The 22,705-nt window shown below is 60.9% G+C and carries 15 protein-coding genes; 6 read left to right on the forward strand and 9 right to left on the reverse strand.

The annotated features are described in order from the left end of the window. The first annotated feature begins 123 nt into the window (after window positions 1–123). Complete coding sequence (locus J2S67_RS01885) at window positions 124–1,923, forward strand: alkaline phosphatase (RefSeq protein ID WP_310245748.1); 1,800 nt, start codon at window positions 124–126, stop codon at window positions 1,921–1,923. Between the two features lie 166 nt (window positions 1,924–2,089). Next, window positions 2,090–2,641 (forward strand): aminoacyl-tRNA hydrolase, encoded by a 552-nt coding sequence (pth, locus tag J2S67_RS01890; RefSeq protein WP_310245750.1) that lies wholly within the window; start codon window positions 2,090–2,092, stop codon window positions 2,639–2,641. A 250-nt stretch (window positions 2,642–2,891) separates the two neighbouring features. On the opposite strand, the gene nhaA is transcribed toward pth, so the two are convergent. Further along, on the reverse strand, window positions 2,892–4,433 hold the full coding sequence (gene nhaA / locus J2S67_RS01895; RefSeq protein ID WP_310245753.1) for a Na+/H+ antiporter NhaA: 1,542 nt from the start codon (window positions 4,431–4,433) through the stop codon (window positions 2,892–2,894). A 172-nt stretch (window positions 4,434–4,605) separates the two neighbouring features. Next, window positions 4,606–5,097 (reverse strand): DUF2505 domain-containing protein, encoded by a 492-nt coding sequence (locus J2S67_RS01900; protein ID WP_052048548.1) that lies wholly within the window; start codon window positions 5,095–5,097, stop codon window positions 4,606–4,608. 153 nt (window positions 5,098–5,250) lie between these two features. On the opposite strand from J2S67_RS01900, the gene mfd reads away from it, so the two are divergent. Beyond that, window positions 5,251–8,847: a transcription-repair coupling factor gene (mfd, locus tag J2S67_RS01905; protein WP_239446181.1), complete on the forward strand. Its 3,597-nt coding sequence runs from the start codon at window positions 5,251–5,253 to the stop codon at window positions 8,845–8,847. Between the two features lie 140 nt (window positions 8,848–8,987). Here the strand turns inward: mfd and J2S67_RS01910 are convergent, their stop codons facing one another. Beyond that, a complete protein-coding gene (locus J2S67_RS01910) occupies window positions 8,988–9,293 on the reverse strand; it encodes a hypothetical protein (protein ID WP_070490669.1) in 306 nt (101 codons plus the stop codon). Window positions 9,294–9,468: 175 nt separating this feature from the next. Here J2S67_RS01910 and J2S67_RS01915 point away from each other — a divergent pair, with 175 nt between their 5' ends. Further along, window positions 9,469–10,881 carry an NAD(P)H-quinone dehydrogenase gene (locus J2S67_RS01915; RefSeq protein WP_176744711.1) on the forward strand — a complete coding sequence of 471 codons (1,413 nt, stop codon included), beginning with the start codon at window positions 9,469–9,471 and terminating at the stop codon, window positions 10,879–10,881. A gap of 203 nt (window positions 10,882–11,084) precedes the next feature. Here the strand turns inward: J2S67_RS01915 and J2S67_RS01920 are convergent, their stop codons facing one another. From J2S67_RS01920 to J2S67_RS01945, 6 genes are all read right to left on the reverse strand, one after another. Further along, entirely contained in the window at window positions 11,085–12,857 is a 1,773-nt protein-coding gene (locus J2S67_RS01920) for an acetyl/propionyl/methylcrotonyl-CoA carboxylase subunit alpha (protein ID WP_310245757.1), read from the reverse strand. A 218-nt stretch (window positions 12,858–13,075) separates the two neighbouring features. Then, the gene (locus tag J2S67_RS01925) at window positions 13,076–13,777 is read right to left on the reverse strand and encodes a Maf family protein (RefSeq protein WP_310245760.1); all 702 of its coding nucleotides are present in this window, start codon (window positions 13,775–13,777) and stop codon (window positions 13,076–13,078) included. Then, window positions 13,767–14,576: a type 1 glutamine amidotransferase gene (locus J2S67_RS01930; protein ID WP_310245763.1), complete on the reverse strand. Its 810-nt coding sequence runs from the start codon at window positions 14,574–14,576 to the stop codon at window positions 13,767–13,769. Before J2S67_RS01930 ends, J2S67_RS01925 begins: the two co-directional genes overlap by 11 nt. Next, a complete protein-coding gene (locus J2S67_RS01935) occupies window positions 14,573–15,934 on the reverse strand; it encodes a MurT ligase domain-containing protein (RefSeq protein WP_310245765.1) in 1,362 nt (453 codons plus the stop codon). Before J2S67_RS01935 ends, J2S67_RS01930 begins: the two co-directional genes overlap by 4 nt. 99 nt (window positions 15,935–16,033) lie before the next feature. After that, window positions 16,034–17,704, reverse strand: coding sequence for a DUF885 domain-containing protein (locus tag J2S67_RS01940; RefSeq protein ID WP_310245767.1), 1,671 nt, complete (start codon window positions 17,702–17,704; stop codon window positions 16,034–16,036). Window positions 17,705–17,729: 25 nt separating this feature from the next. After that, a complete protein-coding gene (locus tag J2S67_RS01945) occupies window positions 17,730–19,679 on the reverse strand; it encodes a heavy metal translocating P-type ATPase (RefSeq protein ID WP_310245768.1) in 1,950 nt (649 codons plus the stop codon). Between the two features lie 275 nt (window positions 19,680–19,954). Here J2S67_RS01945 and J2S67_RS01950 point away from each other — a divergent pair, with 275 nt between their 5' ends. Further along, window positions 19,955–21,529, forward strand: coding sequence for an ATP-binding protein (locus J2S67_RS01950; protein WP_310245770.1), 1,575 nt, complete (start codon window positions 19,955–19,957; stop codon window positions 21,527–21,529). Window positions 21,530–21,645: 116 nt separating this feature from the next. Further along, window positions 21,646–22,515: a catechol 1,2-dioxygenase gene (gene catA, locus J2S67_RS01955; RefSeq protein ID WP_310245773.1), complete on the forward strand. Its 870-nt coding sequence runs from the start codon at window positions 21,646–21,648 to the stop codon at window positions 22,513–22,515. Window positions 22,516–22,705: the final 190 nt, after the last annotated feature.

Consider the following 22,705-nt stretch of genomic DNA (forward strand, 5'->3'; position numbering starts at 1 on the left):
TTCTTTACTGTTTGTTAACCATTCCGTCGGTGAGGGGACGGCCAAAGAGGCATTGAAGGTTTACCTCGCTTCCTAGGCTCATTGGCGTTGGTCACCATCACGCCAAATGAACGGATTGACACAGTGAAAGCACCTCGCACCACCGCGATTGCAACCGCAACAGCGGGTCTTGCATTCGCATCGTTCTTCACCGCAATGCCAGCCCACGCGACAGCGACGGCTGAAGAAGCCCCAGCTACGGGCGGGCCAAAGAACGTCATCGTACTGATCGGTGACGGCATGGGCTACAACCACATCGACAACCTCAACGCCTACACCAAGAACCAGGTGCACTGGCAGGTAGAAACCGGTCCAGACCACAAGGTCATGCCATACGGCGGCAACACCAAGCCAACCGAAGGCTGGCAGGCCTGGGAACACACCGGAATGTCCACCCACTGGGTCGATGGCCCGGCATATGACACCTCGCAAGCCTGGACCAAATTCGACTGGGTCAAAGACAACCCAACCGACTCCGCAGCAGCCGGCACCGCCATGGCTACCGGCGTGAAGACCTATAACGCCGGCATCGGTGTTGACCCAAACAAGAAGGTCGTAGAGAACCTCAGCGAACGCGCCAAGTCCCTCGGTAAATCTGCAGGCGTCGTTTCCAGCGTTCCCTTCTCGCACGCAACCCCAGCCGCCTACTCCGCCCACAACCAGACCCGCCAGGACTACCACGGCATCGCTGAAGAGCAGGTCAACGGCAACATGGACGTAGTGATGGGTGCAGGCCACCCATTCTTCGACGACGATAACAAGAAGCTCGCCACCCCGAACTACAAGTACATCGGCGCAGATACCTACAAGAAGCTCGAGTCTGGTGACAGCGACTTCACGTTCGTGACCAACAACCAGGACTTCTCTAACCTCACCAAGGGCGAGACCCCAGAGCGCGTATTCGGTATCGCTGAGGTAGGTAGCACCCTGCAGCAGAGCCGCGCCGAAGGCAAGGCAAAGAACGAGGTCATCGACCTGCGCACCATGACTGACGGCGCACTCAACGTCCTCGACAACAACGACAACGGCTTCTTCCTGATGGTCGAAGGCGGCGCAATCGACTGGGCAGGCCACGCCAACCAGACCGACCGCGACATCGAAGAAGTCCAGGACTTCGACAAGGCCGTCGACGGCGTCATCGACTGGGTTGAAACCAACTCCAGCTGGGATGAAACCCTCGTCATCGTCACCGCAGACCACGAGACCGGTTACCTCTCGGGCAAGCCAGAAGGCAAGTTCGCGCCAATGCTCCCGCAGGGCACCAACAAGGCTGCAGAGCAGAGCTGGAACAGTGGTGAACACACCAACCAGCTCGCACCATTCTTCTTCAAGGGCGCAAACGCTGCCGACGTGAAGGCGCTGGCAACCAAGACTGACACGGTCCGCGGCTCCTACATGGACAACACCGATGTAGCTAAGTGGCTGTTGAACACCGCCTGGGTAGCTAAAGACGTTCCACCAAGCGAGGAACCGACCGCGGCTCCAACTGAGGAACCGACCGCGGAACCGACGGACGCGCCAACGGAGACCCCGAGCGAGGATCCAACCGAGACTCCATCTGAGCAGCCAACGGAGACCCCGAGCGAGGAACAGCCAACTGAGAAGCCTTCTGAGGACTCGAGCGAGACTCCAACCGAGGCACCGTCCACGGCACCAACTGAAGCACCAACCGACGCCCCTTCCCAGCCTGAAGGCGAGGGTGGCGCAGGCTCCGAGGGCGGCAACCAGAACGATGCGCAGGGTCCAACGACCGGCGGCGAGCTAGCCAACACCGGTGTCAACGCTGAACTCATGTGGGGTGCAGGCATCGCGACCCTGCTGGTAGTCGGTGGCGTGACGCTGCTGGTAGTCAAGCGTGCACGCCGCGCTGACGCCACCAAGTAACTAGACCAAACAGCCTTCTGAAAGCGCCGGGACACACGATCCCGCACGCTCTCAGAAACCCATCGGTACCGCCGTGGACGCCCACGGCGGTACCGTCGTTTTAAGCTGGTGCAGTCGTTTCAAACGGGGTACCGCCGTTGCACGCTCGCGTAGATACCCTTGAAGCATGGCATCTGACATGTTCCTCATCGCTGGCCTGGGCAATACAGGCGTCCGCTACGCGAAAAATCGACACAACATCGGCTTCATGGTTGCTGATGAACTCGCCGGCCGCATCGGCGGCACGTTCAAGGCGGCCTCCGCGCAACGGTGCATGCTGCTTGAAGGACGGCTGGGAATAGGAGGGCCGCGGGTTGCGCTCATCAAGCCCACAACGCTCATGAACCGTGTAGGTGGTGCTGTCTCCAGTGTCGCGAAATACTTCGGGATACCGGCATCCAACGTGATCGCAATCCACGACGAGATCGAACTGGGCTTTGACACGACCCAGCCGCGGCTCGGTGGCTCGGAAGCCGGGCACAACGGCTTACGCGACATCACTAAGGCGTTGGGGACCCGGCAGTATTGGCGCATCCGTGTAGGCGTGGGGCGGCCCCCGGGTAGGCAACAGGTCGCCGACTATGTGCTCTCCGACTTCTCCGCGCAAGAGCGAAGAACGTTGCCGATAACCCTCTCAGACGCTGCAGACGAGGTAGAGAAACTGATCGTTACTCTCTGAGGCTGACCACATCGCGCTGATACTGACCGCCTTCCGCTGGGGCTCGCTACAGCCGGTTTCAGGGGATGCTCACCAGATTACTGGGGGTTTTCCATGACTATCCCAGGGTTTATTGAGGCTTGCTCTGTAGTGTCGAAGACACCTCAAGGGTGCGAGTGATGACAGAGGGGCTCCGGTTGAATGATCAACCGGAGCCCCTCACCTTTAACCACTGGCATGTGTGGCGGAACAGTCCATGCCTGAAGGCGGGTCAGTACTTGACGTGGCTGCGTTCCTGAGCCGTCTCTTGTTGCGCCTGCATCTTGTAGCGGCGGTTACGTGGGGCGAGCCAGATGCTCGCGAGCACGGCCGCCAGAACGGAGGCCAGGAGGATCGCGACCTTCGCGTCCTCACCGTGCAGGGAGTCGGTGCCGAAAGAGAGCTCAGCGACGAGCAGAGCGACCGTGAAGCCGATGCCGGCAACCATCGTGACCCCCAGCAGATCGCCCCACTTGATCCTCGGATCCAGTTCGGCGGCTGGAGTGCGAGTGACGAGCCATGTAGCACCCATGATGCCCAGAGGCTTACCGACCACGAGGCCAAGGATGATGCCCCACACCACGGTGTCAGCCATCGCGGTCTTGAAAGCGTCCATGCCCGCGATGGTCACACCCGCTGCGAAGAACGCGAAGATCGGCACCGCAATCCCGGTCGAGAACGGGCCAACACGGTGGGCGAGTACCTCGGTGAGTGGGATGCCTCGATGCCCCTTCTTGATCTTGGCAGGCACCGTGAAGCCGAGCAGAACACCCGCGATGGTCGCGTGGATCCCGGAGTTCAACATGAAGACCCACGCGAGGAACCCAAGGCCCAGCAGGATGACCCACGGGGCCCAGTTCTGGCGGCGGAAGAAGTTAGGGAACAGTTGCGCGAGCGTGCCGTAGATAGCGATCGGCACGAGCGAGAGCCCGAGCCACACAAGCGAAATATCGGAGGAGTAGAAGACCGCGATAATGATGATCGCGATCAGGTCATCAACCACCGCAAGCGTGAGCAGGAACAGCTTGGCCGGGGTTGGAAGCCACGCACCGACTACGGCAAGCACCGCGACAGCGAACGCGATGTCGGTTGCCGCCGGGATGGCCCAACCGTGCACCGTGGATGCGGGCTGGCCGATGTTGACCAGCAGGTAGATGAGCGCGGGCACCGCGACCCCGCCGATGGCGGCAGCCATCGGCGGGATAGCGTGCTTGAAGTTACGTAGCCCGCCAGAGACGAACTCTGTTTTCAGTTCAAGACCGACCACGAAGAAGAACACGGCGAGCAGGCCATCGGAGGCCCAATGGCCGATCGACATGTCGATCGTGGTGAAACCTAGCGGCAACACGAAATGGGAATCGCGTACACCGTAGTACCAGTCCTGTAGCGGGGTGTTAGCCACCGTGACTGCCGCGATGGCGGCGATGATGAGCAAAATGCCGCCGATCGAATCCGAGCGGAGGATGTTGCCGATCCGGTGGCTGAACTTGGATTGACCGGCACGAGCCGGGGGAGTCTGGAAGTGCGTCAGGTCATCGAAGGGGACGTGATAGACGTGGCCGTCCTCGGGATGCTGGATAGCAACCGTGTCTTCGCGCGGCTTAGACAGCAAACGAGGCTTATTCTCCTCGTCGTTGTGCTGCTGGCCGTCAATGTCCTGGCTGTCGTCCTGGGCATTACCTGTTTCCAGGTTCTCTGTAGCCTCTAGCGCATCAGCTGCGGCATCGTTGTTTTCTGGTTGCTTCAAGGAACTCTCCTGCGTACGTGTTTCCATTGCCGACCAGACTTCCCGGCGCACCAAAGCAATATCCTAACGAAGATTTACCGCTGAGGTGCTGGCGCGAGGCTATGTGCCCGTATATTTCGGGCCAAATAATTCGCGCCCGAGGGTCTCGGGCGCGAATAACTGGTGGCTGCTTGTCGAAGCTACTTACTTCGAGAGCTGCTTATTTTGCGATCTGTGCGCTGATGGCCTCGGCGCGGGCCGAGAGGATGCGCTCGACCATTGGTTCAGCGTGCTTAGCGATCTTCGAGCCGAGCAGTGGGATGCCGCTCTTGACATCACCGGTGAAGCTCATCTCGGTGGCATCGCCCTGGGCCTTGAGGGTTTCGGTGCCGGAGAAGGAAACCGGGACGCCACCGACCTGTGCGGAGAGCTCAGCTTCAGCCTGATCAGCGCCGGACGTGTACTTCCAGTCTTCGGTGATGGTGACCTTCAAGCCGTTCTTGATGATGCTCGAGAGGAAGCTTGGCAGGCGCTCGCCCGAGATGGACACGGTCATGGTCACGGTTGGGGATGCGGCGTCACCGCTGACGCTGTGATCAACGAGCTCGCCCTGGGCGCGCGCTGCCAAGGATTCGGCTACTTCGCGGGCCGCGGTTGCCTCGATAACCTCTGGGATCGAAGCGTTGATGTTTGTGGAGGAGGACAAAGCCATGGGTATGCACTCGCTTTCTGCTGTTAATTTCGGGCCGGTAGGCACCGATAGGATGATGTGTGCATCTAATAGTATGGCCTGTCGCGCTGACGTGTGACGGACCCGGTTGGTCCCTTGACGCATGAACTTGACAAGGGAAGAGGAAGGCGTTGCATGTCCCTGAACGGTCTGCTCACCGCGCTATCGAAGGATTCTGCCTTTGAGCGGATTCGGGTTTCTGCCGAGCGTGGACCGGATGCTGGGGACGAAAAAGAGATCGCGGCACCTGAAGGCATGCGGCCGCCGTTGGTCGCGCAGATCGCCCAGGCTTTGCCGCAGCCAGCCGATGCCGCAGAAGGGGCGGCTCGCGCTGTGACGGTCGTGGTGACGGCCACAGGCCGTGCGGCGGGGGACCTGGTCGATGCGTTGGGTAGCTATATGCCTCACGGTGCGGTTGAGGAGTTCCCGGCGTGGGAGACGCTGCCGCACGAGCGGCTTTCCCCGAAGTCGGATACGGTGGGCCGCCGTTTGAATGTTTTGCGGCGGCTTCATGTTCGTGATGAAGCTCTCAAAGTTGTTGTGATGCCGGTGCGCTCGCTGATCCAGCCGATCGTGGATGGGCTGGGCGCGTTGGAGCCGGTTGAGCTGGTGCGCGGAGCTGAACAGGATTTCGATGCGGTGGTTGAGGCGCTCGCGGCCGCCGCGTATTCGCGCGTGGATATGGTGGCCAACCGCGGTGAGTTCGCGGTGCGTGGCGGGATTATTGACGTGTTCCCGCCAACTCAAGAGCATCCGGTGCGTGTGGATTTCTTTGGTGACGAGATCGAGGAGATCACGTATTTCTCGGTTGCTGATCAGCGTTCCATGATGGGAGAGGACGCATCCCTGGAGCGGGTTGAGTGCCCTCCGTGCCGTGAAATGTTGGTGGATTCCGGGGTGCGTGAGCGTGCCCGGGGGCTTGCGGATTCGATGCCGGGTGCCCGGGACATGCTTGAGAAGATCGCTGCCGGGCTCAGCGTTGAGGGCATGGAGTCTTTGGCGCCTTTGCTTGCCGAGAAGATGGTTCCGTTGTCTTCAGTCTTCGGGCCAGGCTCGGTGGTGATTGTTGCCGATCCGGAGCGGGTTTCTGGGCGTGCGGCGGATCTGCTGGCCACGAACGCAGAGTTCTTGGAAGCCTCGTGGTCTTCTGCCGCGATGGGTGCCGAAGCACCGGTTGATATATCGCAGGTCACGGGTGGATCAACCCACGATGCGGCGGCCGCCGGTTTCCAGACGCTCGCTCAAGTCCGGTCCGAGGTCTTAGACGCAGGGCTTGCGTGGTGGACTATGACTGCGCTCGGCGCAGATGAGGAGCTGGTCCAGGAGGGGCTGACAGTTCGGATCCCGGCCCGCGAGCCTGCCGCGTGGCGGGGGGATGTCGCCCAGATGCTTCAATACGTGGGCGGCCGGATCCGTGACGAATGGTCAGTTGTGGTGGTCACCGACGGCGCCGGGCCTGCCAACCGTCTGGTTGAGTTGTTCGCTGACGCCGATATCGCCGTCAACCGCGTCGAATCGATCGATGAAGAACCCCGGGCCGGGGTGATTCAGGTGACCCAAGCGCTCGCCGGCAACGGTTTCGTTCTCGATGGCCTCAAGCTCGCGTTCCTCACCGAAGCCGATGTTCTGGGCCGGGCAAGCTCGGCAGTGGCACGCTCCACGAAAAAGCTTGCCTCGCGTCGGCGGCACGCTGTTGACCCGTTGACCCTTGAAGAAGGCGACTATGTTGTCCACGACCAGCACGGCATCGGGCGCTTCAAGGAAATGCAGCAGCGTAAGACCGCAGGCGCGGTGCGTGAATATTTGGTGATCGAGTACGCGCCGTCTAAGCGCGGGGCGCCGGGGGACCGGTTGTTTGTCCCGACGGATCAGCTGGATCAGATCACCCGTTATGTGGGTGGGGATCAGCCGACGCTGTCGAAGATGGGTGGTTCGGACTGGTCGCAGACGAAGTCGAAGGCGCGGCGCGCGGTCCGGGAGATCGCCGGTGAGCTGGTGAAACTGTATTCGGCGCGGATGGCTTCCCGCGGGCACGCGTTCGCCCCGGACACTCCGTGGCAGGCCGAACTTGAGGCAGCGTTTCCGTACGTTGAGACTCCGGATCAGTTGACCACGATCGATGAGGTCAAAAAAGACATGGAGTCCGAGGTCCCGATGGACCGTCTGATCTCAGGTGATGTGGGTTTCGGTAAGACCGAGGTTGCTGTGCGGGCCGCGTTCAAGGCGATCCAGGACGGCAAGCAGGTTGCGGTTCTGGTTCCGACCACGCTGCTTGCCCGCCAGCATTTTGAGACGTTCACCGAGCGTTTCGCGGGCTTCCCGGTTGCTGTGCGGGCGCTCTCGCGTTTCCAGACCGCTAAGGAGTCGAAAGAGACGATTGCCGGGCTTGCCGATGGCACGGTCGATGTGGTGATCGGCACGCACCGGTTGCTCTCGAACCAGGTTCAGTTCAAGGATCTGGGCCTCATTGTGGTGGACGAGGAACAGCGTTTCGGCGTCGAACATAAGGAGCAGTTGAAGAAGCTGCGCACCAACGTGGATGTCTTGGCGATGTCTGCAACCCCGATTCCACGCACGCTGGAGATGTCGCTGTCCGGGATCCGTGAGACCTCGACCCTGGCGACCCCGCCGGAGGAGCGGCACCCGGTTTTGACGTATGTGGGCCCGTACACGGATAAGCAGGTGGTGGCAGCGATTCGGCGTGAGCTGATGCGTGAGGGCCAGGTTTTCTATGTGCATAACCGGGTGTCCTCGATCGATAAGGTTGCCGGTCAGCTCGCCGAGCTGGTCCCGGAAGCGCGGATCGCTGTGGCGCACGGCCGGATGTCGGAGAGCCGGCTTGAGCAGATCATGGTGGATTTCTGGGAGGGCCGTTATGACGTGCTCGTGTCCACGACCATCATCGAAACCGGCCTGGATATCGCGAACGCGAACACTCTGATTGTGGATCGCGCGAACATCTATGGCCTGTCCCAGCTGCATCAGTTGCGTGGGCGTGTGGGCCGTGGCCGTGACCGTGCGTACGCGTATTTCTTGTGGGATCCGGAGCGTCCTTTGGGTGAGGTTGCGCTTGAGCGCCTCAAAGCGGTTGCAGCCCATAACGAGCTGGGTTCGGGGCACCAGTTGGCGATGAAGGACCTCGAGTTGCGCGGCGCAGGCAACCTTCTGGGTGGCGAGCAGTCCGGCCACATCCAAGGTGTCGGTTTTGACTTGTATATCCGCCTGGTGGGTGAGGCCGTGGCCGCGTTCAAGGGCGATACGGACGCTACGGCCAAGGAAATGAAGATCGAGCTTCCGTTGAACGCTCACTTCCCGGAAACCTATGTTCCGAGTGAACGCTTGCGCTTGGAGGCGTACCGGAAGCTGGCGCAGGCAACTGAGCCTGCAACGGTCGATGCGGTGGTTGAGGAGCTGCAGGACCGTTACGGTGAACTCCCGGAGGCCGCGCAGCTGCTGGTTTCGGTTGCGCGGGTGCGTATTGTGGCGCGTTCGGTGAACATCAACGAGATCCAGGCTCAAGGTAACTACATCCGGTTCGCTCCGGATAACATCGCTGAATCGCGTGTGATGCGGATGAAGCGCCTCTATCCGGGGGCGATGCATAAGCCTGCGTTGAAGGCGATCCTGGTTCCGTTCCCCAAGGGGAAAGGGATCGGTGCGCAACGGCTCGCCGACCAAGAGCTACTCGACTGGGTCGAGACGTTCCTGACGTCCGTGTTCGGGGAATCCTAGGCCGTGGGGAGTCCTAGGCCGTTCAGCGGCCGAGGAGAGCGGCCGGTAGCCGAAAAAGCTACAAGCAGAAAGGTGGGGCGCATCCGCTACGGATGCGCCCCACCTTGAGGTTTATAGGCCGTGTTGCTTATAAGTCGTGCTTACTTGGAGACGGCTTTACGGTACTCGTCGTCCACAGAGTCCAATGCACCGGCTTCGTTAGCGGTGACGTCCGGGTTCTTGTTGGAGCGGCCGGTCACGTGTTTACCGATGCCGAATGCGAGCGTGCCGCCCACTACACAGGCAATGAATGGGAACCAGGCCTTAGCTGGGTCATGCAGGTCAGCGAAACTGAGTGCGTAAATACCTGCGAGGAGAATTCCGAACAGCACCAGGAACAGGATAATGTTGCTGACTGCGTGGCCTTCACCTGAGTGGTTCTTGTTCTTTCCATCGGCCGAGTACACGGATGGCCTCCTAGGGGCAAAGCATTAGGTCAATGCAATGGTTCAGTCCAAAGCGATGATGACAGCGCTCGCGCGCATTCGTGTCCATCGTATCAAGTTTGAGCGGTGCGCGCGCCTTTACGCCGTGCCGGTCGGCTTGTGCGTTAGCCAGCGCTTGTGTGCTGGAGATGACACAATGGAGGCTGTGAGCGCTCAAGTTGATTTTACTTCTCCACGTCTTGTCATTATTGGTGGCGGCCCAGGCGGTTATGAAGCGGCGATGGTCGGTGCACAGTTGGGTGCACAGGTGACCCTGATTGAAGAGCAGGGGACGGGCGGTTCGGCCGTTCTGACTGACGTTGTGCCTTCGAAGACCCTGATCGGTTCCGCTGACGCTATCCGCCGGGTTTCCGTTGCGAACGATTTGACGATCCGCGGTACGGACGAACATGAGGTCGATGCCGATCTCGGCTATATCAATGAACGTCTGCTGGCGTTGGCTGCCGAGCAGTCGGCCGACATCCGTTCTGGTCTTGTGAAGGCCGGCGTTGAGGTGGTCGATGGCCGCGGCCGTTTGGTGGGTACGCACACCGTGGAAGTTGAGTCTAAGGATGGCTCCACGGCCCGTTTCGATGCCGACTATGTGATTGTTGCGGTGGGTGCGCATCCGCGTGAATTGCCGACCGCTGTTCCTGATGGTGAGCGGATCATGACCTGGAAGCAGGTCTATGAGATGAAGGAGAACCCCGAACACCTGATCGTGATTGGTTCAGGTGTTACGGGTGCCGAGTTCGCGTCTGCTTATAACCTGTTGGGTACTCGCGTGACGCTGGTGTCTTCGCGTGACCGTGTTCTTCCCGGCGAGGATGAGGACGCGGCACGTTTGCTTGAGGACGTGTTCCAGGAGAACGGTGTTGAGGTCCGTTCCGAGGTCCGCGCTAATTCTGTAGTTCGTGATGGTGACCGCGTCACGGTTGCGCTCTCTGACGGCACCACGGTTGAAGGTTCCCACTGCTTGGTTGCGGTGGGTGCGATCCCGAACACGGCTGAGATGGGTCTTGAAGAGGCCGGTGTTGCTGTTGCTGAGTCTGGGCACATCACGGTCGATGGGGTCTCCCGCACCACTGTCCCGCACATTTACGCTGCCGGTGACTGCACGGGTGTGTTTCCGCTCGCCTCGGTAGCGGCGATGCAGGGGCGTATCGCGGTGGCTCACATGATGGGCGATGCCCTGACCCCGTTGAAGGTGGATGAGGTCGCGTCTAACGTGTTCACGTCCCCGGAGATCGCAACGGTCGGTATCACGCAAGCGCTCGTTGACCAGGGGGCTGTCGCGGCTGACTCGTTCATGCTGGACTTGGCGACGAATCCGCGCGCGAAGATGATGGGTATCAAGCGTGGCTTCATCAAGATTTTCGCCCGTAAGGGTAGCGGTACCGTGCTGGGCGGGGTTGTTGTGGCTCCGCGTGCCTCCGAGCTGATCTATCCGATCGCGACCGCGGTGCGCAAACACCTCAACGTTGATGATCTGGCAGATACCGTGACGATCTACCCGTCGCTGTCTGGCTCGATCGCCGAGGCCGCACGCCGCCTCCACCACCACATCTAGCGCTTATAACCAGCGGACGAGCATCTGGCTCGAGCGAAACGCTCGTTACAGAGCCACGGACTTACAGAGTCTCGGCATCTCAGAACTTCGGTACAGACGGGCGTGGCTGGGAGACTCGTCGAGTCTCCCAGCCACGCCCGTGTTAGTTGCTTCGCTGCGCGCTTGATACTGAGCTAGATGCTTTAGCAAGCGGGTCGCGGTTTCTATTCGTCGTCGATGGTGCACAGCACCTCGGAGGCGGAGACTGTCCCGCCAACGCTGACCTTGAGTTTCTTGATCACACCGTCGCGGTGCGCGGTGATCGGTTGTTCCATCTTCATCGCTTCAAGCACCACGACCAGATCCCCTTCGGAGACCTTAGCGCCTTCCTTGACGGCAACCTTGACGATCGTGCCCTGCATCGGTGAGGTCAAGTCATTGCCGGAAGCTGCGGCAGCTGCGCCGCCACGTGCACGCTTAGGGCGCTTCGGCTTGTGCTGGGCGCGGGCACCCGAACCGGAGCCGAGCGAGGCCGGCAGAGCGATCTCAAGCCGGCGCCCACCAACCTCGACCGTGTAGTGCTGGATGTCCTCGTCTTCTTCCTCAGCCGGGGTCGCTTTGGTGTATGGCTTGATGGTGTTCTTGAACTCGGTTTCGATCCAGCGGGTGTGAACCTCGAACGGCTTGTTCTCATCCTCCGGGATGAACGCTGGGTCTTCCATCACGGCGCGGTGGAACGGGACCACGGTCGCCATGCCTTCGATCTGAAGTTCCTTCAACGCGCGGCGGGAGCGTTCAGCGGCTTCCAGGCGGGTGCGGCCGGTCACGATGAGCTTAGCGATCATCGAATCGAAGTTACCGGTCACGGTCTCGCCCTGCTCAACACCGGTATCCACGCGCACGCCCGGGCCGGTAGGGAACGTCAAGGTTGTGAGGGTGCCCGGGGTCGGCATGAAGTTACGGCCCGGGTCTTCACCGTTGATGCGGAACTCGAAGGAGTGCCCGCGCAACTCAGGGTCTTCGTAGCCTAAGGTTTCGCCGCGTGCGATGCGGAACTGTTCACGCACCAGGTCGATCCCGCTGATCTCTTCGGAGACGGTGTGCTCAACCTGGAGGCGAGTGTTGACCTCGAGGAAGGAGATCACACCGTCCTGGCCTACGAGGAATTCACACGTTCCTGCGCCGACGTAGCCGGCTTCCCGCAAGATCGCCTTCGAGGATTCATACAGGCGCTGGTTCTGCTCATCAGTCAAGAACGGTGCAGGGGCTTCCTCAACGAGCTTCTGGTTGCGGCGCTGCAGCGAGCAGTCACGGGTCGAAACAACAACCACATTGCCGTCCCTGTCCGCAAGGCACTGGGTTTCGACGTGGCGTGGGGCATCCAGGAAACGTTCGATGAAGCATTCACCGCGGCCGAAAGCCGCGGTCGCCTCACGCACGGCGGAATCGTACAGCTCGGGGATGTCGGAGCGGTCACGCACAACCTTGATGCCGCGGCCACCACCACCGTGGGCCGCCTTGATGGCGATCGGGAGACCGTGCTCGTCAGCGAAGTCGAGGACCTCCTGGGTCGAGGAGACCGGGTCTTTCGTGCCAGGAACCAGCGGAGCGCCGACCTTCTGCGCGATGTGGCGGGCCTGGACCTTGTCACCCAACGCACGGATCGCTTCAGGGGACGGACCGATCCAAATCAAACCGGCATCGAGCACAGCCTGGGCGAAGTCAGCGTTCTCGGCGAGGAAACCGTAGCCCGGGTGCACAGCATCAGCTTTCGCGCGCTGAGCCACCGAGATGATCTTCTCGATGTTCAAATACGATTCGGTAGCGGAAGCCCCGCCCAGCGCGAACGACTCATCAGCCATGCGTGCGTGCATAGCGTTACGGTCAGAGTCGGCGTACACGGCGACGGACTTGATGCCCTCATCGGCCGCCGCGCGAATAATGCGGACAGCGATCTCGCCACGGTTGGCGATCAAAACCTTCGTCAGTTCTGGCATGAGCCTGGCTGCTCCTTACGTTGCATAGACTCTGTGAGCCTATCCGATATGTGGGGAACCTCCTGAATTCTCCAGGAATTCCCGCCCCAATTGGCCTGTATTTTGTGGGAACCCTACAGGCCGTTGCATTGCCTTAAGCCTACGACGACCCACGCGCCGTGGACACTGCCCTCACTCGTGCGCAATCTTATGCACAGCCTTGGTGCGCAGTCTTGTGTTCAGCGCGGCCACACGAGCGTGAGTGGTAGCCCCAGCTGGTTGAGCATGCGCCGCAACGCCGCAGGGGAGAGGCCAACCACGGCGTGGAAGTCGCCCTCGATGCCGTCGATGAGGGCAGCGGCTCGGCCATCGACCGTGAAAGCGCCGGCGCACGGCAACGGTTCCCCGGTAGCGATGTAGGCCTCAAGTTCCTCATCGGTGACGGAAGCGAACCGGACCGTGGACGAGACGCACTCGGTAGCTTTCTTCCCGGTTTGCAGGTCGATCAGGCAATGCCCTGAATGCAGCACGCCTTCACGGCCGCGCTGGGAAAGCCAGCGCTCACGGGCCGCTTGAGGTGTGTGGGGCTTCCCGTACGCTACGCCTTCGAATTCAAAGACCGAATCACACCCCAAAACAAGCCGCGAACCGGTCGGGTTGCTGCGTAAGGTTTGGGCGACATCGGCGGCTTTCGCTTCAGCGAGCAGCTGCGCTTGGGCAGCAGGCGTCAGGCGCGCTTGAGCCTCCGCGGCGGCCGCGGCGACCACGGCATCCTCATCCATGTGAGAGCCTTGCTGAGAAAAAGCGATGCCCGCAGCTTTCAGCACAGAGGCACGCCCAGGGGAGGTCGAACCCAATACGAGCGCTGCAGGCGCATCGCTTGCGGAAAGCGAAGCACTTGCGGCGGAGGCAGGTGCAGTGCCGGAAGCGTCAGCGGCCAAGGTGGCCCTCCAAGCGTTCGGCACGCAGCGTGACAATCGAAGGGATCAGCAGGGGAGCGAGCTCAACGCCGGTCGCGACCGTGATCAGCTCATCAGCCAAAGCCGGGTTACGAGCCAAAACCGGCCCGTGCGGATACGTCCCGTACACGGTGCCCTTGACAGCGCCTTCCGTGCCGTCGCCGTTGCCAACACCCTCGATCACATCAGCCAACGGCTCTGTACCAGCCGAGAGTCGCGTCTGGCCGCCATGGTTCTCAAAACCGGTGATCAACGCGTCGTTGCCGCTCACGCCACGGCGGCGGGTCACAATCTCACCCACTGCACGCGGATCCCGGCGCACCGTCTGGGCATTCAACAGCCCCAAACCTTCACGCTCGTCATTATCGTGGCCGACCGTGAACGTCTCACCCAGAATCTGGTAGCCCGCACACACACCGAACACGACCGCGCCGCGCTCAACAGCGCGGCTCAGCACGCCATCGGCAGCAAGGGCACGCACCGCGGCGGTCTGAGCGCCGTCTTCACCGCCACCCAAAACATAGATGTCAGCGTCATCCGGGACCGGGGCGCCTGGCTCGGCAACATGCTCGGTCACTTCAGCGCCGCGGCGGCGGGCACGCTCGGCCAAAACCATCGCATTACCGCGGTCACCATAGATCCCCAGCAACGACTGATACACGTTCACGATGCTGAGTGTGCGGCCAGCCAATTCCAGCGATGCGGCCGCGCTGTTTGTTGCGGCCGCGCTGCTTGTCGAACTCATGCCGCCCGTCGTGTTTGGGTTGTTTTTCGTGCTCACTTGGCGCCTCCCATACGACGCAAAACCTGAAACGGAGTGTAGGTAGCAATAACATCGAGGGTCGCATCCGGATCCTCAAGCATCGAGCCCGCGGTCTCGATGGCTGTACCGAGGTCCTTGATGGTCTGACACTCAACGCCCGCATAATCGAGGCGGACGGCAAGATCAAACGTGTTCCGGCCGGTCGCGATCACTTTCCGGCCCCGCAGGGACTCAAACTCAACATCCCACAGCCACGAAACATCCCGGCCGTCAGCAAGCACCGAATCGATCGCCAGGACCAGCGGGTCACTCACACCCAGCGGCAAAGACTCAGCCCAGCCGGCAGGGTTCTTCGAAAGCATCAACCGGCACTTCACGCCGTGAATCTCGTTAAGCCCGAAACGCCCAGCAGGAGCCTGGACCTTACGCATCCCCACCAACGCGGTCTGAGTATCCACACCCAGCTCACGCACGGTAGCCAACGCGACAGCGGCGTTACCCACGTTGAAACGGCCCGGGACATTCAACTGAAAATCCAGCTCGCTACCGTCAGCATCGCGCACAGTTTCACCGCGGACCACAATCGTGGAGTCCTGCTGGTGGCGGCCACAGCCAGGGCAACGCCACGTACCAGCGAACGTGACGGTCCCGGAATCATCGACCTCCGGGTTTTCACGATCCAGAACCGTGTCACATCCCGGGCACAACACCGCGTCATCGTTCCACACCGAGCCAGGGTTGACCCAGACCGTCTCACGGGCGGTCTCAGCGGCCCACGCAACCAACGGCTCCTCCGCGTTGGCGATCACGAGCGGGCCGTCCTCACCGGCTTCCTCGAGCGCGTTACGCCACGCACGGGCCAGCCCCTTGATCTCGTGGTTGCGGTCCAGCTGATCGCGCGAGAAGTTCAACATCACCAGAATCTTCGGCTTACCAACCCTCACCAGGTCAGCCACAACACGCTCATCGACCTCCAACACAGCGAGGTCCGCCTTCGGTGCCTCAGACAACGCAGAGGCGATACCGCGATGCAGATTCGCGCCATCAGCGTTCGTGACCAACCGGGCGGCATCCTCACCCAACGCCTCACGCACAGCGGAAGCAACAAAGTGCGTGGTTGTCGTCTTGCCGTTAGTACCGGTGACCGCAACGATGGTGCGGCCAGCGAGCAACTGCTCAAAAGCACGCGGAGCCAAGCGGGTGAGGATCGCGCCCTGAATCGACTGACCTGAGCCGCGACCCACCAACCGGGAACCGAGCCGCGCGGTGCGGCCTGCGAACGTAGCGAAAGACAAACGCGCACGGTCCAAGACCGGCATGCCGGCCCTCGCGCGAGGATTGGATGCGGGAGGTTCGGGTAGATGCTGAGAAACCATAGGCTCTATCTTCCCACGTGGGGAAGCGCCTTTCGGCACTTCCCCACGAGGGATCACAGGTTGACTCGGTCACAATACGGCCTGCGGCCGGCGGGGCTGTTAGCTCAGCGCCCGCCGCAGCGAATCCAGGCCCATGCCGCCGAGCTTCAGGGCACGGGTGTGGAAGTCTTTAGCGCTGAACTCGCTACCTTCACGGTCTTCAACTTCCGAACGGATCTGCATCCAGATCTGCTCACCGATCTTGTACGCCGGTGCCTGGCCTGGCCAGCCCATGTAGCGCAGCCACTCAAACTCGATGCGGCCCTCGGATTCGAACACGTTCTTCTTCAAGAACTCAAGGCCTGTCTCTGCATTCCACACGCCTGAGCCCCACTGCTGCGGGACCTCGAAGCCGCAATGCAGACCGATATCGAAGACGACGCGGGCGGCACGCAGACGCTGGCCCATGAGCATCCCGAGGCGATCGCCTGGATCTTCGAGGTAACCGAGCTCTTCCATGAGGCGCTCAGCGTAGAGGGCCCACCCTTCACCGTGGCCCGAAGTCCAGGAGAATTCGCGGCGGAAGCTGTTGAGCTCACCCGAATTCATGGTCGAGGTAGCGATCTGCAGGTGGTGGCCCGGGACACCCTCGTGGTAGACGGTCGAGGTTTCCGACCACGTCGTAAACATGTCCTCACCCGCTGGTACGGACCACCACATGCGGCCTGGACGAGAGAAGTCATCGGATGGACCCGTGTAGTAGATGCCGCCTTCATTGGTTGGGGCGATCATGCACTCGAGGCGATCCATAGGCGGTTCAATATCAAAGTGGGTTCCGGCAAGCTCCCGGACAGCCTTATCCGAAAGCCCCTGCATCCACTCGCGCAACGCATCCGTGCCGTGCAGCTGGCGTTGAGGGTCCGCGTTGAGAGCCTCCATCGCTTCTTCGATGGAGGCGCCCGGCTTGATCTGCTCGGCGACTTCCTCTTGCTCTGCGATGATCCGGTCGAGCTCCTCAACGCCCCACCTATACGCCTCTTCGAGGTCTACTTCAGCGCCAAGGAAGTCACGCGATGCCAGCGCATAGTATTCGCGGCCGCACGCGTCTTCTTGGCGGGCCGATGGGCGCAGAACGGTGGTGAGGTAGTCAGCGAACTCGGCATAAGCCTTCCCCGCATCAGCTGCTGCCGTTGCGAGAGCCTCGCGGGCGGAATCATCGAGGGACGCCGGTGCTGCGATCTCGGTGAGTTTAGCGAAATAGCCGTCCTCAGCTGCATATGCCGCACACTGCTCAGCGACGATATCCACCTGGCGAACCGCTGGAGCCTTACCGTTGGTGCGCGCCTCTTCCAGGGTTGCGCGATAACCAGCCAGCGCCTCCGGGATGTGGGTTACACGACGCGTGATCGTGGCCCAGTCTTCAGCGGTCTTTTGCGGCATGAGGTCGAGGATCGCTCGGATGCCTTGGGCCGGGGATGCGATGTTGTTGAACGACGGAACACCGGTATCCAACAGCTCGAGCTTGACGGTGAGGCGTTCGTTCATGATGTCGAGCGTGACGGCGTCGGCGTCATCGGTTGGTTCGAGTGTCTTGAGCTTCTCGAGCGTCGATACGTACAGCTCGCGCTCCTGCGCTGTACCGGCAGGGGAATAGTCCGCGTAATGGTCGGGGGCGTCCGGGCTCCCGATGCTCACGAGATGTTCAGGTACGAGCTTGCCGAACGCGGTCATAAATTCCTCGGCAACGGCATCGATCGCCGAAGGGGTACGTGGTGATGTAGGTGTAGTCATGAAACTAGCCTAAAACGTTATCGCTCTAAATGAGAGCTCGGTCATGGTTGGCCGCGTTCCGCTGAGGGAGGAACCGGCTCACACGGTCCGGGCCGCCCAGGGCACGCAGCGCGTACAGGATGCACGCGAGGTCCACGACCTCCTGCAAAAGTGCGCCGACCGTTGCCGGGATGAACCCGAACGCCGCGAAACCCATGAGGCCCAGCGAGAGGGCGATACCGATGAGGATCGCGGTGATCGCAACCTGGTAAGTCCATTTACCGACGTCGACTGCGCGGGCCACCAGCGAGATGTCTTCGCGGGTGATGACGGCGTCGGCGGATTCACTAGCGGCAGATGCGCCGCGGGCACCCATCGCAACACCCACGCCAGCGGCTGCAAGGACGGGGGCGTCGTTGATGCCGTCACCCACCATGAGGGCCGGTTGCTGCATCTGGGTGATGCGGCGGACCTTATCTTCAGGAAGAAGATCGCCGGCGATGGCACTGACACCGATGTGTTGCCCGACTGAATCTGCAGTGGCCTGGTTATCGCCGGTCAGCAACGCGATATCGCTGATTCCCAGTTCCGTCAGGGCCGTGATGGTGCCGGCTGCCTCTTCGCGGACCTCATCGGCCATGAGGATAATGCCGCCTAGTCTGGCATCAACGCTGATGTATACAGCGGTTTGCGAAGCGTGCAGGTCAGGCTGTGCAACCTCACCGGCGACTTCCTCGATAAAGGACTTCTTGCCTACGCGAACGTTCTGCCCGTCAACGATGGCGCTCACGCCGTTGGTGGCGATCTCGCTGGCATCGTGGGCGTCCAGCATCGCGAGCCCGCGTTCTTCAGCGGCTTCGATGATGCCATCAGCCAGAACGTGGGAAGAGAACTGCTCCGCGGTTGCCGTGAGTTGTAGCAGGCGAGCCTCATCGATTCCGTCAGCGGGAATGATCCGGTCGATGCGGGGGCGGCCGAATGTAACGGTGCCCGTCTTATCGAACGCGGCCGATTCCGCACGCGATAACGCCTCAAGAGTTGCGCCACCCTTCACGATCACGCCCAAGCGCGAGGCACGCGACATCCCGCCCATGAACGCGACCGGCGCACCGATCAGTAACGGGCATGGGGTCGCCAAAACCAGAACTTCAGCGAAACGCACAGGATCGCCTGAGAGCCACCACGCAACACCCGCGACGATGAGGGACACGATCGTGAACGGGACAGCGAAACGGTCTGCAACCCGGACCGTTGGTGCTTGCTGCTGTTCGGCCTCGCGCACCAGCTGAACAATCCGCTGGTACTGCGAATCCTCAGCGGTCGCGCTCGCGCGAACGCGGATCGCTGTGTGTCCGTTCACGGAACCAGACATGAGGCGCTCGCCGCGGGTCTTCGTCACGGGCAAAGGCTCGCCTGTGAGGCTCGCTTCATCGACCAAGGCGTGCTCATCGAGCAGTTGTGCATCCACCGGAACCACCTCAGACGGACGAACCATGAGGGTATCGCCCACCTTGACCTCTGTGACCGGAACGTCTTCAAGACCCAGCCCCGCATGTTCTTGGCCTGTTTGGTCAGGCCCTGCGCTGTCGATGCTGTGCTCCACATCGACTGTGCTTTCCGAGGTGATGCGGTGGGCGGTATCGGGCGCGCGGTCCACGAGTGCTGTGAGTTCGCGTTGAGCCCTGGAAACCGCGTAGTCTTCGAGCGCTTCACCGCCGGTAAGCATGAGCGCGATGATCGTGGCAGCGACGTATTCGCCGACCAGTAGCGAGGAGATCATTGCGACAACCGCGAGGATATCGAGGCCGAAGTTGCCGCGCAGTACGTCCCGGATCATGTCGATGGCGGTCACGAGGATGATGATCGAAACATAGACGGTCGCGACCCACTGGGCGGCAGGACTGCCCAAGACCCTCAAGGTGACAACCACCGCAAGCGCGATCAATGCCGTGCACGCAAGAAAATATTTCTGTGCAAAACCTATGAATCTGCCCATGAGTCAATAGTTCGCTAAAACCCTGACGGTTTCTAGCGAAGAAAGGCTAACCATAGTGAACGCAGGCTCACTTCATCTATACGCGGAGCGTCTAAGTTCATATGGACTAAGTAATTCTCGTGTCTGAAATTCTTAGCTAAGGTGATGGTCAGATACGGTGATGTAGGTCACGTGCTGACATAGAAAGTGTGAGGTTGGTTACGGCCGCACAGGAGTTTGGCCAGCGCTAATGCTCACCGAGAGGAAAGCCCTAACTAACGTGAGGAGTGGACCTGATGTTCATTGCGCCAGCCGCAGTGGTTCGAGCCACAACATCAGAAGACATGGCTGTATCCCGCGAGCAAGCCAAGACATGGCGCTCCGAAGGCATGGGGATCCCGGATCGCTTCCTCACGGATGCCGCGCTCGCGGATCTCGCCGCCACAGCCGAATCCCTCGGTAACGAAACGTTCGTGCGCACCATCGCCGCGGTGCAAGCCGCACGCAAAGGTGACTACGGGACCATCCCGAGCATCGAATCAGCTGAAGCCCTCTTCAAGCAGTTCCTCGCCGATGACAAGATCGACGGGTGGGTCTATATGCAGGAAGAAGATGGCTATCTGCACCCCTACCTTGTTGCTGACATCAAGTTTGAGCACGCAGACATCTCCCGTGATGCGCGTGTCAAGATCACGATGGAAGCAGATAGTCCCACCGTGCAGCGCCCATCCAAGACGCCGCGGTTGCTGTTGCTGGAAGACTCCGCGATCGTGGGTAAAACTCCCGAGCAGGCGCTGACCGCCCAGGGTGCCTTCCATGAAACTGAAGAGCTCAAGGCTGCATACCAGAAGCGCCGGGATGTCTATCAGGACATCATCGATAACGGTTTCGCCCAGCAGTTCATGTTCACAGGGACCGCGATCCGCACCGAAGACCACAAGTCGCCTAAGAACCGCGCCAACCGCAAGGTCGTCCAGGATGTGAAGCCAGGCTCGATCGCCCCGCTGCGCACCGGGTCCCCATCCGTCCTGGCTGGTAACACCGACGGGCAGGGCATGGGTGAAGTGCCCGTCGTCACCGCTGTCGCTGTCTTCGACCTCGCAGCGCAAGACTACATCGACGTCAACGTTGGCGACCTCACCCCGTACGAATACGACGAAAACCTGCGTGAGAAACTCGTCCTGCCAGAAGAACAAGTCGAACTGCTGGACATCCTCACCTCAGATATTTCGGTGTTCACCGGCGACATCATCGAAGGTAAATCCGCAGGCAACGTGATCCTGGCCCGCGGCCGGCCAGGCGTGGGTAAAACCTTGACAGCGGAAGTCTATGCCGAGGTATCGCACCGCCCGCTGTACTCGATCCACACCGGAACGCTCGGGATCAATCCGGAATCGATCCGTAAAAACCTCGAAACCGCATTCGAACGCGCCAAACGCTGGGATGCAGTGTTGTTGCTCGACGAAGCAGACGTGTTCGTGCTACAGCGCGGGCTGGAGCTTGAACAGAACGCGATCGTCGCTGAGTTCCTGCGCACCCTCGAGTACTACGACGGGCTGCTCTTCCTGACCACCAACCGCGTGGACGGGGTTGACGAAGCGATCCTGGCCCGTTGCGCGGTCGTGATCGACTACGACCTGCCAAGCCGCGAAGACGCCCGCACCATTTGGGGCATGCTCGCTGAAGGCCACGGAGCCAACCTCGGGGAAGAGCTGCTTGACACCCTCGTGGAAACCTTCCCGAACATCACCCCGCGAGACATCAAGATGATCCTGCGCCTCGCGCTGCGCATCGCCGCCTTCCGCAAGGACGAGGCGAACCTTGAAGCGTTCATCACCGCCGCGAAATACCGCGGCATCCACCCCGCATAAGCCACCGTCACGGCATCAAACCGGGTGCCGCAACGGATCAGCAAGACCAACCCAAACCGCTTCAACTGAAACCCCGGATTCAGTTGAATAAGTTTCAACCACTAGAAGGAGCAAACATGGCTACTCATCACACCCAGGCATCTGAAGCCCGCGCCGCAGACTCCGGTGCACAGGCATCAGCCCGCTTCAAGGACCGCGCTGCCGCACATCGTGGCGATCAGCCAGTTGACCACGAACGCGTCAACCTACTTGCCGGTAAGGCGATCAAGGCGCTGACCGACATCGTCTACGAAGACAAGGTCTCCTACGAGGAATACAACGCCCTGAAGTCTTGGCTCATCAAGGTCGGCGAAGACGGCGAATGGCCACTGTTCCTCGATGTGTGGATCGAGCACGCAGTCGAGGACGTAGCAACCGAGCACCGCGAAGGCTCCAAGGGCACTATCGAAGGCCCGTACTACGTCGAGGACTCCCCAGAGTACGAATGGGACGCCAAGATCCCGATGCGCGAGGACGAGCCGGGCACCCCATTCCGCTTCAAGTCCAAGGTCACCGCGGTTGATGGCACCCCGCTGTCGAATGCGAAGATCGAGATGTGGCACGCGGACGAGTACGGTCTGTACTCGCAGTTTGCGCCAGGTATCCCGGAGTGGAACCTGCGCGCAAGCTTCCTCGCTAACGAGGACGGCGAATTCGACATCAAGACCATCCGCCCTGCGCCTTATCAGATCCCAACCGAGGGGGCATGCGGTCAGCTGATTGAGGCCGCCGGCTGGCACGCATGGCGTCCAGCGCACATCCACGTCAAGGTCTCCGCACCGGGATATGAGCTGCTCACCGCGCAGCTGTACTTCCCAGGCGATGAGCACAACGACGACGACATCGCATCGGCAGTCAAGCCGGAGCTCATGCTCGATCCGAAGCCATCGAGTGACGGCGAAGGTGAAGAGGTCCAGTACGACTTCGTTCTCGACCCAGAGCGCTGATCCGTACAGACCGCTGACCTAGCTAAGGCGTTGGGCGACGCCTTGCGGGTGAGGTGGGAGAGTGGCTCCGACCGTGGAGGTCGGGGCCACTCGTATTTAAAATCAAAGGCTTTCATACTGTTTGCTCGCTGGTTGATACACGCTGTGTTTCAAAGTCGCTTTAGTTTCTATATTTATCCATTATGCAATC

Source organism: Pseudoglutamicibacter albus (assembly GCF_031458175.1).
GTDB classification, from domain to species: domain Bacteria; phylum Actinomycetota; class Actinomycetes; order Actinomycetales; family Micrococcaceae; genus Pseudoglutamicibacter; species Pseudoglutamicibacter albus.

Coding starts and splice junctions, on each gene's coding strand:
- mfd (WP_239446181.1), top strand. CDS start 5,251: ATGTCCCTGAACGGTCTGCTCACCGCGCTATCGAAGGATTCTGCCTTT.
- J2S67_RS01915 (WP_176744711.1), top strand. CDS start 9,469: ATGGAGGCTGTGAGCGCTCAAGTTGATTTTACTTCTCCACGTCTTGTC.
- J2S67_RS01950 (WP_310245770.1), top strand. CDS start 19,955: ATGTTCATTGCGCCAGCCGCAGTGGTTCGAGCCACAACATCAGAAGAC.
- catA (WP_310245773.1), top strand. CDS start 21,646: ATGGCTACTCATCACACCCAGGCATCTGAAGCCCGCGCCGCAGACTCC.
- J2S67_RS01920 (WP_310245757.1), bottom strand. CDS start 12,857: ATGCCAGAACTGACGAAGGTTTTGATCGCCAACCGTGGCGAGATCGCT.
- J2S67_RS01900 (WP_052048548.1), bottom strand. CDS start 5,097: ATGGCTTTGTCCTCCTCCACAAACATCAACGCTTCGATCCCAGAGGTT.
- J2S67_RS01940 (WP_310245767.1), bottom strand. CDS start 17,704: ATGACTACACCTACATCACCACGTACCCCTTCGGCGATCGATGCCGTT.
- J2S67_RS01935 (WP_310245765.1), bottom strand. CDS start 15,934: ATGGTTTCTCAGCATCTACCCGAACCTCCCGCATCCAATCCTCGCGCG.
- J2S67_RS01945 (WP_310245768.1), bottom strand. CDS start 19,679: ATGGGCAGATTCATAGGTTTTGCACAGAAATATTTTCTTGCGTGCACG.
- pth (WP_310245750.1), top strand. CDS start 2,090: ATGGCATCTGACATGTTCCTCATCGCTGGCCTGGGCAATACAGGCGTC.
- nhaA (WP_310245753.1), bottom strand. CDS start 4,433: ATGGAAACACGTACGCAGGAGAGTTCCTTGAAGCAACCAGAAAACAAC.